General features: G+C 69.1%; 11 protein-coding genes. 3 read left to right on the top strand and 8 right to left on the bottom strand.

Annotation, left to right across the window (positions count from 1 at the left end; all coding sequences use genetic code 11):
• Positions 1-77: 77 nt before the first annotated feature.
• From ROY82_12885 to ROY82_12865, 5 genes are all read right to left on the bottom strand, one after another.
• Positions 78-848: a PKD domain-containing protein gene (locus ROY82_12885; GenBank protein MDT3683356.1), complete on the bottom strand. Its 771-nt coding sequence runs from the start codon at positions 846-848 to the stop codon at positions 78-80.
• A 143-nt stretch (positions 849-991) separates the two neighbouring features.
• Positions 992-2,524, bottom strand: coding sequence for a beta-N-acetylhexosaminidase (gene nagZ / locus ROY82_12880; GenBank protein MDT3683355.1), 1,533 nt, complete (start codon positions 2,522-2,524; stop codon positions 992-994).
• A gap of 4 nt (positions 2,525-2,528) precedes the next feature.
• Complete coding sequence (locus tag ROY82_12875; GenBank protein ID MDT3683354.1) at positions 2,529-3,644, bottom strand: ABC transporter permease; 1,116 nt, start codon at positions 3,642-3,644, stop codon at positions 2,529-2,531.
• On the bottom strand, positions 3,637-4,608 hold the full coding sequence (locus ROY82_12870; protein ID MDT3683353.1) for an ABC transporter permease: 972 nt from the start codon (positions 4,606-4,608) through the stop codon (positions 3,637-3,639). The genes ROY82_12875 and ROY82_12870 overlap by 8 nt, the downstream gene beginning before the upstream one ends.
• A 77-nt stretch (positions 4,609-4,685) precedes the next feature.
• Positions 4,686-6,452, bottom strand: a complete 1,767-nt coding sequence (locus ROY82_12865) for an ABC transporter substrate-binding protein (GenBank protein MDT3683352.1) — start codon at positions 6,450-6,452, stop codon at positions 4,686-4,688.
• Positions 6,453-6,660: 208 nt separating this feature from the next.
• On the opposite strand from ROY82_12865, the gene ROY82_12860 reads away from it, so the two are divergent.
• From ROY82_12860 to ROY82_12850, 3 genes are read left to right on the top strand one after another with little or no spacing between them, the layout of a single operon-like run.
• Positions 6,661-7,407, top strand: coding sequence for a GntR family transcriptional regulator (locus tag ROY82_12860; protein ID MDT3683351.1), 747 nt, complete (start codon positions 6,661-6,663; stop codon positions 7,405-7,407).
• Complete coding sequence (locus ROY82_12855; GenBank protein MDT3683350.1) at positions 7,404-8,405, top strand: GNAT family N-acetyltransferase; 1,002 nt, start codon at positions 7,404-7,406, stop codon at positions 8,403-8,405. Before ROY82_12860 ends, ROY82_12855 begins: the two co-directional genes overlap by 4 nt.
• Positions 8,406-8,431: 26 nt before the next feature.
• Complete coding sequence (locus ROY82_12850) at positions 8,432-9,352, top strand: N-acetylmuramic acid 6-phosphate etherase (GenBank protein MDT3683349.1); 921 nt, start codon at positions 8,432-8,434, stop codon at positions 9,350-9,352.
• Positions 9,353-9,360: 8 nt separating this feature from the next.
• Here the strand turns inward: ROY82_12850 and ROY82_12845 are convergent, their stop codons facing one another.
• The 3 genes from ROY82_12845 to nirK form a co-directional block, all read right to left on the bottom strand.
• A complete protein-coding gene (locus tag ROY82_12845) occupies positions 9,361-10,419 on the bottom strand; it encodes an SCO family protein (GenBank protein MDT3683348.1) in 1,059 nt (352 codons plus the stop codon).
• Positions 10,416-11,198, bottom strand: a complete 783-nt coding sequence (locus ROY82_12840; GenBank protein MDT3683347.1) for an SUMF1/EgtB/PvdO family nonheme iron enzyme — start codon at positions 11,196-11,198, stop codon at positions 10,416-10,418. Before ROY82_12840 ends, ROY82_12845 begins: the two co-directional genes overlap by 4 nt.
• An 80-nt stretch (positions 11,199-11,278) precedes the next feature.
• Complete coding sequence (gene nirK, locus ROY82_12835; GenBank protein ID MDT3683346.1) at positions 11,279-12,448, bottom strand: copper-containing nitrite reductase; 1,170 nt, start codon at positions 12,446-12,448, stop codon at positions 11,279-11,281.
• Between the last annotated feature and the right edge of the window lie 190 nt (positions 12,449-12,638).

Here is a 12,638-nt window from a genome sequence, read left to right as displayed (position 1 = left end):
CTTGGAGGTTGAAACCTTTTGCTTTCAGCGGCTCGCTTGCGCTAAGACCCGCCACGGACCTTCGCGCTCTGGGAAGTTCAGGGAACGCGGCACCTTATGTCGTAGCTCCACTTGGTTGCGGGGTCGGGGCCGAAGACCGTCACCTTGAACTCGTTCGACGCCGTCTTGCTGAAGAACGCATCGACGCTGCCCTTGCCACCACCGGCGAGGCCACCTGGGTACAGCTCGCTACCGTCGAAGTTGGGGGCCCCACGCCAGCCGGTATCCAGCACCTCGGTTCCGTCCGGGTACTCGACCACGATCTTGTCAGGGATCCGGATGGTGTCGTACTTGATGTCGAAGACGGCGCCGACCGGGACGCCGCTGATGTCCCAGACGTCGACGGTGACGCCGTAACCGCCCTGGGTGCTCGAACGCCACCCGTCGCACGACCCGAACGGCAGCTCGCGCTCGGGGTTGGCTTCGATGCCCACCGTTACCGACTTCGAGGCCAGCACGCTGCCGCCCGACTGCTTGGCGAGCACCGTGAGGCCGTAGACGTTCTTGGCGGAGTAGGAGTAAGTAACGGAGTAGGAGGCGGCACCGTTCACGACGTCCACCTGCTTCGCGCCCACGCCCTTGCCGTCGCCGAAGCTCCACTGGAACGTAACCTGGCTCACGCTGGCCGGGATGCTGGTGGCCTTGAACGTGAAGTCGTAGGCGACGTCGACCTTGCCGTCGGCGATCCCGTCCGGGGTGACGCTCAATACCGCGCTTTGCCGCGGTACCAGGCCCGGTTCACTGATGCCGCAAGAAACAACTAGTAGACCTGCGAACAACACACTGAATAGCAAAGCTAACTTTCTCATGGCAACTCCTTCGGTACGCAGCGGCGGATTCCGCTTGCTCGCGTTCGTTGCGCCGAATATAGCCGTCCAGGACTCACGCCGTCCTTATGCAAAACTTACGGGATTCTTTCTCGAACCAATAGTTCGTGCGCCGCTCGCCGCCCCTAGGCGAGGGAGCTGATGGGTGCCGGTAACGTGCCCACCGTCGCCTCGCCCATGAGCGCGTCCGCCACGGCCGCCGCCGCGCTGCCCCGGTAACCGAAGGCGAGCAGCGCCGGCCCAGGCAACAACTCCGCCGAGTACGGGTTCCACAGCGCGACGTGCGCGTAGGGCACTCCGGTGTGCCGCGCCCAGGCCGCCGCGCGCCGGGCCGTGGCCGCCTCCGCGGAGGCCAGGCGGGTGCGGCTGGTCGAGGCGTACAAGACGACCTGCGGCAGTGGGCTCATGCCGCCCAACCACGGCGTGGGGTCGCTCGTCTCGCCTGGCGCCAGCTCGAGCCGCGAGACGTCCACCCCTCGGCGCAGCAGCTCGGCGACCAGCTCGTCGGCCGGTTTGGCGCTGACCTGGCTGGCGGCGCTGGCACGCACTTCACCGCTGGAGAGGAACGCCACGCGCGTTCCCGGGCCGAGGCGCGGCAGGCGGCCAAGCGTGACGAGCCCCGTCTTGGTGGCGCGGGCCATCACAGCGCGGTCGGCAGCCTCGACCCCCTCGTCCATGCGGCCGCCAGTCGGCAACGCTGGGAACTCGAGCGCGAAGCGTGCCAGCCGCGCTCGGGCCTCTGCGAGCCCGGTGCCGGAGAGCTCGCCCGAAGCCAGCGCACCTTCGACCTTTTGCAACACCCTTCGATGTTCGTCGACGGGCCCCAGCGTGAGCGGCAGATCCACGCCCGCCTGCAGCGCCATGACAGCGGCCGTACCGGCGTCGTAACGCTCCGCGATGGCCCGCATGTCGAGCGCGTCGGTGACGCTCACGCCCTCGAAGTCGAGCTCCTGGCGCAGGAGGCCGTACATTGCCCGGCGCGAGAGGGTGGCGGGCAGGCCGGGGTCCAGCCGCGGTAGCACGATGTGCGCGCTCATCACGGCCGCCGCACCGGCGGCCACCCCGGCGCGAAACGGCACGAACTCGGTGGTGCGCAGCTCCTCCAGGGAGCGGTCCACGACGGGTAGGGCGAGGTGGGAGTCGGTGCTCGTGTCGCCGTGGCCCGGGAAGTGCTTGAGCGTCGCGCCCACGCCGGCCGACTGCAGGCCGCGCACGAACGCTGCCACGTGGCGCGCGGCCAGGGCTGGGTCGGCGCCGAATGAGCGGTCGCCTATGACTGGGTTGGCGGGGTTCGAGTTCACGTCGGCAACGGGCGCGAAGTCGAGGTTGATGCCGACCGCGGCCAGGGCCCGGCCGGTGGCGGCGGCCACCTCCTCGGTAAGGCCCACGTCGTCGGCCGCCCCCAACGCCATGGCGGGCGGCGGGAAGGGCACGTCGAGTAGGCGCAGCACCCCGCCGCCCTCCTGGTCGACGGCCACGATCAGGTCCTCGCCCGCAAGCCGGCGCACCTCCGCAAGGTAGTCGGCCAGGCGGTAACGGTCCGCCACGTTGCGAGCGAACAGGCAGATGCCGGCCACGCGCCGCTCGGAAAGGAAGGCGCGCTCGTCGGGCGTGAGCTCGGTGCCCGAGAGGTCCGTCATGAGGGGCAGCCGCGTCACGGGGTCACCTCGACCTGACGTCCGCGGCGTCTCGCAGCGCGTCGCCCACGAAGTTGAAGGCCAGCACGGAGACGACGATGAGCGCCCCCGGCGCCAGCAGCCACGGGTAGAGCCTGAGCGACTCGAAGTTCTGCGCGTCCTTGAGCAGCAGGCCCCACGAGGTCATGGGCTCCTTGACGCCCAGGCCCAGGAACGACAGCGCGCTCTCGCCGAGGATGTAGCCGGGCAGCGCGAGGGTGGCCGCCACCACCAGGTAGGAGGTGAGGTTGGGCACCACGTGCTTGACGATGATGCTGAGGTCGCGCACCCCGAGCGCCCTGGCGGCGGTGACGAACTCGGTCTCGCGCACGGCGAGGACCTGGCCGCGCACCACGCGTGCCAGTCCGGCCCAGCCGATGGAGGCAAGCACCACCACGATGCCTAGGTAGACGTACGTAGAGGGCCAGGTGCTGGGGATCACGGTGGCCAACGCGAGCAAGATAGGGATGCGCGGGAAGCTCAGGAGCACCTCGATGAAGCGCTGCAGCAGCTGGTCCAGCCAGCCGCCGTAATAGCCGCTGATGCCGCCGATCAATATGCCGATCGTGAAAGAGATGATGATGCCGATGAGCCCCACGGTGAGCGAGACCTGCGAGCCGACCAGCATGCGCGACAACAGGTCGCGGCCGAAGCGGTCGGTGCCCAGGGGGTAATAGTCGCCGCCGACGGCGCCGAACAGGTGCAGGTCGGTGACGAACAGTCCCAGGAAGCTGTATTTCTCGCCCTTGACGAAGAGCCGCAGGGGTAGGGGCTGGTCGAAGTCGGGCTCGAAGATCCGCCGGAAGGTGACGGGGTCGCGCTGCTGCTGCATGACGAAGGTGTGCGGCCAGGCCGGGCGCCCGTCCTGCCAGACCCTCACGGGCTGTGGGGGTTGGTAGACGGCGCGGTGCTGCGTGGTGATCTCGAACGGGGCCAGGAACTGCGCGGTGAGGGCCACGAAGTAGAGCACCAGCAGGATGACCCCGCCCAGCAGGCCCGTACGGGAGCGCGAGAAGCGCCGCCACGCCAGGCGCCACGGGCCCGGCCCGACCTCGTACTCGGTCGTCTGCACCAGCCCGCCCGCTGCGGTGGCGTCAGTCATAGCGGATCCGTGGGTCTATCCAGGCCAGGGCCAGGTCGGCGAGCAGGTTGCCCACGATGAGCAAGGCGCTGGCCAGGAGCAGGAGCGACATGGCCACGTACTGGTCCTTGGCGAGGAGCGAGTCGTAAAGGAGCGGGCCGATGGTGGGGAGGTTGAGGACGATGCTCGCGATGATGGTGCCGTTGATGAGTTCGGGCAGGCTCAGGCCGAGCATCGAGACGAGCGGGTTGATGGCGGTGCGCACCGCGTGGCGGTTGATGACGCGCCGCTCCGACAGCCCCTTGGAGCGTGCGGTGCGGACGTAGTCGGCGTTCAGGACGTCCAAGAGGTTGGCGCGCATCTGCCGCATTACCGAGGCCACGCCCGAGGTGCCGATGGCGAGGATCGGGATCCACATGTGGTTGAGGAAGTCGAGGAACTTGTCCCAGCTCCACGCCGCGCCTATGTACTTGGGGCTGAAGAGCCCGCCCACCTGCGTGCCGCCGGTCTGGAGCACCAGGGCTATCAGGAGCAGGGCGATGAGGAAGTCGGGCACGGCTAGGCCCACGTAGCCGATGAAGCTCGCGATGGCGTCCGTGAAGCCGTTGCGCCTCAGGGCCGTGAAGATGCCGAGGGGCACGGCCACCAGCCACGAGAACAGCATGGTGATGCCGGCCACGACGATGGTCCAGAAGAGCCTCTCGCCGATCACGGTCGATACGGGGCGGTTGGCGAAGAAGCTGTAGCCGAAGTCGAGGCGCGTGACGATGCCGCCCACCCAGCGGAGGTACTGCTCGTAGAGGGGCCTGTCGAGGCCGAGCTGGGCGTTGATGCGCGCCACCGCGTCGGGGCCCATGCGCGGGTCCTCCAGGTAACGGTCGGTGAAGGAGCCCGGCGCCGCCTGGATGACCACGAAGCACACCACCGACACGAGCAGGATCGTCGGCAGCATCATGAGCACGCGCCTGAGCAGGTAGGCGAACATCGGCTGGTCCCCAGTCTAGATGGACCGGGCCGGCACAAAGTGCGTGCCGGCCCGGAGCGCTGCTTGTCTCGCTGCCGCTACTTGACGAAGTAGAGCGGCACGGGGTTGTAGCCCGGGATGACGCCCAGGTTGTAGACGAAGTTGCCCACGCTGTTGTGCACGGCCGCGATGTTGGCCGGCTTGGCGATCATGATGACCGGCACCTTCTCGGCGTTGATGCGCTGCCACTCCTTGTAGAGGGCCACGCGCGCGTCGCGGTCGACGAGGGTGGTGCCCTGGTCGAAGATGTCGTAGATGCGCTTCTCCCAGTCGGCCATGGCGGCGAAGTTGGGCGGGCCGCCCGGCTCGGCGGGTTGCGTGGAGCGGTGCCAGTAGTACAGCGAGCCGCCAGGCTGCCAGATGGGCTTGCGCAGCTCGGGGTCGGGCTGGTTGCCGAGCGCGATGATGATGGCCTGGTAGTCGCCGGCGAGGCCGGTGGAGAGGAGCGCCGAGCCCTGAACGCCGACGAGGTTGGCCTTCACGCCGATCTTGGAGAAGTCGTTCTGCAAGATGGTGGCCATGTCGGTGTAGGTGCTCGAGTCGGAGTTGTAGGTGAGCGAGAACTCGAGGTCCTTGCCCGAGGGCACGTTGCGCACGCCGTTGCCGTCGGTGTCCTTGATGCCGAGGGCGTCGAGGGCCGCGCCCGCCTCGGTGAGGTCGAACGGCAGCATGAGGCTCTTGGTGTCCTCGTAGAAGGTGCCGTCGGCCGGTGCCGTCGGGGTGCCGGGTATCTCGGCGAGGCCGTTGTAGACGTCGTCGATGATGCGCTGGCGGTCTACCGCGCGCTCCATGGCGCGGCGGAAGGCCACGTCGGAGAACACGGCGCTGAACTCGGGGTCATCGAAGTTGAAGGCGAGGTGAGGCGGCGAGCCGAAGAGGGCGGGGCTAGTCACCACGCGGAAGTCGGCGCCGGCCACCTCGCGGCTCTTGAAGTCGGGGAACTGGGCGCCCGAGATGTTGAGTGTGGCCAGGTTGCCCGCGAGGAACTGGGCGGCCTGCGCCTCGTTGCCACGCACGATGAGGTAGTCGAGCCGGTCTGCGTAGGGCAGGGAGGTGCCGGCCGCATCGACCTTCCAGTAGTTGGGGTTGCGAACGAGGCCGACCTTCTGGCCCGGCACGTAAGTGTCGTACATGAAGGGCCCGGTGCCGACGACGTCGGAGAGCGGGGTGGCGGTCGACCAGGCGTTGTTGATATCGGCCTGCTCCGCGCCGCCCTCGACCGAGAAGGGCAGGAGCTTGTGCTTCGGCAGCATGGGGAAGCGCTGCTGCAGGAGGAACGCCGCCGCCGGTGCCGGCAGGGTCATGACCACGGTGTTGTCGTCGGGCGCGGCGAAGGTAACGGGGCGCTGCTCGCCGTCGACCGTGAAGACGAACGCGGCGGCGTCACCGGCGCGGGCCTCGGGGTTGGCGATGATCTGGGTGTACGTGAAGACCACGTCGGCGGAGGTGAAGGGCGTGCCGTCGTGCCACGTGACGCCCTGCCGGAGGTGGAAGGTGTACACGGTGCCGTCGGGGCTGACGTCCCAACTGGCGGCGAGGGCGGGCTCGATGGCGTAAGTCTCGAGGTTGAACTCCACGAGCGGGTCGAACACCACGCCCGTCAGCGTCTGCGTGTTGTTGTCGATCTGACCGTAATACAAGAAAGTAGGCGGCGAGTCGGCCAGCCCAAGGGTCAACGTGCCCCCGACCTTGCCCGGGGTCATGCCGAGGCCGGGGTAGTCGACCGTCTTCGGCTGCGCGAAAGCAGCCCCGGCAACGGCCAAAGCGGCGGCCAGGACTAGCGTGACTATCGTCTTACGAGCCATTCGTGCCTCCTCTGTCGAACGTCTTCAGTATGCGCCACCAGAGTAGACCACTGCAAGACCACTCGGATGAGACGCGGCGCACGGCGCCGGGAAACGCCCTGACGGCGCCGGGCCGCCTCGTTGACCCAGTGGTATAGGAGTGGTACATATAGGTGCGTCTTAATGTACCCGCTCGGGCGCCGCGCGCCGGAAGGGACCGTCAGAGGCCATGAAGCTCAGCGACATCGAGATCGATAGAACGCTGCCTACACCCGCGTACCTCCAACTCAAGGAGCGCCTGGCACGCGCGATCGAACTCGGCCTGCTGCGCCCCGGCAGCGCCCTGCCCTCCGAGAGGAGCCTCGCTTCGTCCCTCGGGCTCTCGCGCATGACCACCAGGCGCGCCTTCAAGGAGCTGGAGGAGGCCGGCCTCGTTCAGCAGCGGCAGGGCTCCGGCACCTACGTCAAGGGCCAGCCCCTCCTGCAGATCATCGACCGGGTCGTCGGCTTCACGGACGAGGCGCGGCACTTGGGGCTGCGGCCCGGCTCGAGGCTGCTCGGGGCCAAGGCGGTGGCCGCGGACGATCAGGCCGCGGCCGCGCTGGGCGTGCGGCCGGGTGAGACCGTCTTGTGCGTCAGCCGCCTCCGCACTGCCGATGGCGAGCCGCTCGCCCTGCAGGACGCCTACCTCCCCACCCACCTGCTCGAGATCTCGATCGAGGAACTGGAACGCTCCGGGTCGCTTTACAAGACGCTGGAACGGCAGTTCGGCATCAGGCCGCGGCGCGCGCGGCAGACCATCAGCGCCCGCCTGCCCACCAGGCACGAGGCGAAGGTCCTGGGCATCGGCCGCGAAGTGCCCGTGCTCGCGCTCGAGCGCACCACCTACGACGCCGACGAGCGCCCTTTCGAGTACGTGCGCAGCGCGTACCGCGGCGACCTCTACCGCATGGCCCTCGACCTGAGGGCCCAGTGACCGCGGCCGCGCCCAACGCTGAGGAAGTGACGCTGCGCACCCTGAACGGCGCCGCCGTGGCCTTGGTGCCGGAAGTATGGCGCTCCGCCTGGGAGGGCCTGGGGCGCGAGCCCTACCCGCTCGAGGACCGCGTGTGGCGCGAACGCCTTGCGCGCCACCACCAGCCCGAACTGCTCATAGGCGCCTTCGCGGACGAGCACCTGGTGGGCGCTGCCTATGGCCGTCTCCCTGACGGGGTGGCGTGGCTGCCGGCCGACGTCGGGTGGGTCTCCCTGCTGGCCGTGGCGGGGCCATGGCAGGGCAGCGGCGTGGGGGGCCGGCTCCTGTCCGAACTCCTCGCACGTTTGCGCGCCGGTGGCGCCAAGCGCTTCCGCCTCGGTAGCGACGCCAACCACCTCCTTCCAGGCCCACCGCAGGAATCGTTCGCGGCCCTCTGGCGCCTGGCGCGGCGTGCGGGCGCGCGGTTCCTCGCGTCCGAGCACGACCTGCACGTCGACCTGCGCCTGCCGCTGCCCCCAGCCCCGTTGCCGCCGGGCTGGACGGTGCGCGCCGACGAACCCGCGGCCGCCCTCGAGTTCGTGGCGCGCGCCTTCCCCGGCCGCTGGGCCCACGAGGTGGAGGCCTACCTGGGGGCGGGGGCGACCGTCCTCACCCTAGCGAAGGCAAGCCCGGGAGGCACCGGCCCTTCGGCCCTGGCCGAGGGCTTCTGCGCTTTGTTCCAGGGCGACGAGGCCCTGGTCGCCCCCAGCCTCTACTGGCGCAGGGCCGTCGCCGCGAACGGTGGGGCGGCCAACGTGGCGGGCATGGGGCCCCTGGGTGTGTCGGAGTCGGCCCGTGGGCTCGGCCTCGGGCTGAGCCTGGTGCGCGCGGGCGCGGCCTGGCTGCAGGACCGCGGCGCCACCGACCTGCTCATCAACTGGACCACGCTCACTACCTTCTACGGCAAGCTCGGCGCCAGGGTCTGGCGCACCTACCAGCGCGCCGAGGGCCCACTGTGACGGCTCCGGGCGAGGAGGAAGCGAACATGCGGCCTGGCGACTCCGACGCCACTCCCCTGCCAAGCACCACCGAGGCCGCCGTCGCCGACTACTCCGGCCTCGATGCCTGGCCGGCGTCCGACATCCTCGCGGCCATCGTCGACTCTAACCGGCGCGCGGTCGAGGCAGTAGCGCGGGCGCTCCCCGACCTGGAGCGGGCGACGGCCGGCGTCGAGCGGCAACTGCAGCGCGGCGGCCGCCTGGTGTACGTGGGAGCCGGGACCTCGGGGCGCCTTGGCCTGCAAGACGCGGCGGAGCTGGCGCCGACGTTCGGCTTCGACCGCGCCGTCACCCTGTTGGCGGGCGGCGCCTCGGCGCAGAGCACGGCGCAAGAGGGTGCGGAGGACGACGAGGCGGCCGCGGCCCGCGAGGTGGACGCTTTACGCGTGAGCGGTAACGACGCGATGATCGGCGTGGCCGCGAGCGGCGGCACGCCTTACACCATCGCCGCCCTCAAGCGCGCCCGCGAGCTGGGGGCCTTCACCGTGGGCATCGCCAACAACCCGGGCGCCCCCCTCCTGGAGGTGGCCCACGTCGGGGTATTGCTCGAAACGGGTCCGGAGGTTCTGGCCGGTAGCACGCGGCTGGCGGCCGGCACGGCGCAGAAGGTAGCGCTCAACGCCCTCTCCACCACCGTGTTGGTGCGCCTCGGCGGCGCCTACGAGAACCTCATGGTGGGTATGCGCGCCGTGAACGCGAAGCTGCGCGCGCGAGCCGTGATGATCGTGTCCCAGGGGGCGAACGTCAGCGAGGCGGTGGCCGCGAAAGCGCTGGAGGCGGCCGGCGGCGACATCCGCAACGCCATCGTCGCTTGCAAGGCAGGCGTGAGCTCGGAGAGAGCGGCCCTGGCGCTGGAAGAACACGACGACAACGTGCGCGAGGCGCTGCGCAGCTTGGGCGCGCAGTAGCCCCGGCGTCAGTTCCTGAAGGCGCGGATGGCGTCGACCGCCGGGTCGAGCGCCGCGCCGAGCCCCTCGATGCGAGCCTCGGGCACGCCCTGCTCGTCCAACACGGTCACGAGGTTGCTGTGGGCGAACATCCCGTTGCCCGCGTCACGGTACTGCACGCCCAATAGGGTCGCGAGTTGGCGCGTGAGAAGCGGGCTGCCCACCAACCAGTGCCAGCGGCCCTTGTCGAGGCCCCGCTCCTGGGCGTAAGCGCGGAGCTTGGCGGGCGTGTCGCGCGCCGTGTCGAACGACACCATCACGAACTGCGTCTGCTCGGCCACTTCGGGGGGAAGCGCCGCCTCGATGTCCTGCGCCGACTTCACGAGCAGCGGGCAGGCCGTCGTGCAATCGCCGTAGAACATCACGATCACGGTAGGCCGGCCCCGCAGTTCTCCGAGCCGGAACTCGGCGCCGTCCTGGCCCTTGAACGTGCCGCCCAGGTGGAAGAGCGAGGTGCCGGGTAGCTTGGTGGCCGCGAGGGGCGCCGCGTGCGCGGCGTGTGGGTCGGTCGTGTACGGGTCGGTCGCGTGCGCGGCGTGGGGGTCGGTCGTGTGCGGGTCGGTCGCGTGCGCGGCGTGGGGGTCGGTCGCGCGCGCAGCTTCGGGGTCGGTCGTGTGCATGTCGGGCGTGTGGGGTTCGGCCGAGCTGGCAGTGGTGGGCGTCGCCGCGGCGTTGGTGGGAGCGGCGTTGGTGCCCACAGTGGTCGTGGCAGCGGTGGTGGTGGCAGAGACAGCGGCCGCTGGCGTGGCAGTCGCGGCCGCAACACTCGGCGCAGTGGCCGCATTAGGCGTGGCGGCCGCGCTCGGCGCCGTCCCGCCCTTGTCCTCTCCCCCACAAGCGGCGAGCGAGAGCGCGAGCAGCACCGCAAGCGTTGCCAGCGACAGCCTTCCGGCAGACGGCCTTCCGGCAGACGGCCTTCCGGCAGACGGCTTTGCGGCAGACGGCTTTGCGGCAGACGGCTTTGCCGCCGACAGCTTCTCGAAGATCCGGTTGGACGCGGCGGTGAGGCGCACTAGGTACCCCCTCAAACGGCGCAGCGGAAACCCAGGCCGCCGCTGGAATAGGCGCCGTTCAGCCCCGCCCTGAACGCGTAGCGGAGGAAGGCGGCGTAGTCGCTCTTGTCAATGGCGCCGGCGCTGCCGCCGCCGCACACGAGTTGTAGCCGGCGGTCGCCTTCGCTCCGACTGTCGCCCGTGTTGAAGCTCGAGCCGATGTCGAAGACCCACTCCCAAACCAGGCCGTGCAGGTTCTTGACGCCGTAGAAGTTGGCGTCGCCCTGCCCCACGGGCCCGGGTTGGTGGCTACGGTTGGCGGTGAGGACTAAGATGCGCTCGTTGAAGCCGGGCTCGTCGCGCCCGCGCGGGCCTTGGTAGCCGGCGTTGGCGACGAACTCCCACTCGGCCTCGGTCGGGAGCCGGCCGCCCCTGGCCTCGCAATAGGCTGCCGCCGCGAACCAGGACACGCCCGTTACGGGGGCAGCCGGATCGAGGTCGCCCAAACCGAGTTCGGCGGGCCAGGCGGCGAGGTAGTTCTCGTTTGCGAACACCTCGGGCACGTTGCCCCGTTGCCATTCGGGGTGGGCCTCGAGGAAGCGGAGGAAATCGGCGTTCGTCACGGGAACCACGTCGATGCTGAACGGGGCGACCAGGGTCGGCCCCTCGTCGGCGACGGGGAAGAGGAGCTCGACGTCGCCCCCCTTGACGCTGACCATGTTCGGCGCGGCCGCGGCCGAGCCCACGAGCCAGGCCGTCGCGATGGCAACCACCAGCCTAAGCGTGCGGCTCAGTGTTCTCGCGGTACTCGTCATGCTCGGTGCCTACCGTTCGGGGAAGTGGCGGTCGGCCGCTTGCAGGCGGCCGCTAACGGGCGGCCGCCACCAGGCGGACGTTACTGTTCGGAAGCGGGGTCGAAGGGGCGGATGTCGGTGCGTTCGGTGAAGATCGAGGGGTCCTTGTCGCCGACGACGACCAGCTGACCCACCGCACCCTTGTTGAACGCCCTGAAGATCGCGTGATCGACGAGGTTGTAGGTGCCGGGCACGTTCACCTTGAACTCGACCATCACGGCTCCGCCTGCGGGAACCGACGTGGTCTGCACGTCGTGGTTCACCAGGCGCCCACCCTCGACGTTCACCGTGTCGAAGATCTCACCGATCACGTGGAACGAGCTGGTCAGGTTGGGACCACCGTTGCCGAAGAAGATGCGCACATCGTCGCCGACGTCCGCGAAGAGCGCGTTCTCGCCCACCAGCGAACCGACCGAGCCGTTGAAGACGACGTAGGCGGCGTCTTCCTTGATGGCGCGCTGAATGTCGAAGTCCTGGAGGCCGCGCTCGCCGAAGTCGCCCTTCGTGTAGAAGTCGCCCTGCACGACGTAGAACTCCTTGTCGACGGGCTTGAAGCCCTCCTTCGGTTCGACCACTATGAGGCCGTACATGCCGTTAGCGATGTGCATGCCGACCGGCGCCGTGGCGCAGTGGTAGATGTACACGCCCGGGTGCAGCGCGGTGAAGGAGAACGTGGCCTGCTGGCCAGGGGAGATGAGCGTCGCCTCGGCGCCGCCGCCCTGGCCCGTCACCGCGTGCAGGTCGATGTTGTGCGGCATGAGGCTGTCGGGGTGATTGCGCAGCGTGAAGGTCACGTAGTCACCATGGCGAACCCGGATCATGGGGCCCGGAACGGTGTCACCGAAGGTCCAGAAGCGGTACTCGACGCCGTCGGCCAGCCGCATGACCTTTTCGGTCACGTCGAGGACGACCTCGACGTGCGCGCGGTAGTCGCGGTCGGGGGCGGGCGCCGCGTTCGGCGCGAAGCCTAGAACGCCCTTCACCACGGGCAGTTCGTCGACCGGGACGAGGTCCTCGGGGTCGGTCAACGACACGTGCAAGGTGTTGGGCTGGTTGATCGTCAGGTCATGGGAATGGCCCGTGCCGGCGTTCGAGGTGGTGGCCGCATCCGCGCGATTGCCGAATAGCGCTATTCCAGCGGCAAGGGCAACGATGATGGCAGCGATGCCGTAGATCGCTCCGAAGTGGACGTTTCCGCGCTTGTCTCGCATGTCTTGCTCCTCCGTCGTGCGTTCTCTAAGTTCGATGGTGAGGGGCACCATCAAACACGGATGTCTGACTCCAAGTTAGCTCTCGCCCTGGCGCTTGACTAAGGACAGATGTCCTGATTGCCGGGCTCAGGTTAGCCGATTAACCACGCTCCTGGACGACGCCTATACCTGCGGGCATAACTGGACACAT

Origin of the sequence: Truepera sp. (genome assembly GCA_032027045.1) — a bacterium.
In the GTDB taxonomy this organism is placed as follows: Bacteria; Deinococcota; Deinococci; order Deinococcales; family Trueperaceae; genus JAAYYF01.
Note: the sequence above shows the minus strand (reverse complement) of the source record. Positions and strands in the feature narration are given on the sequence as shown.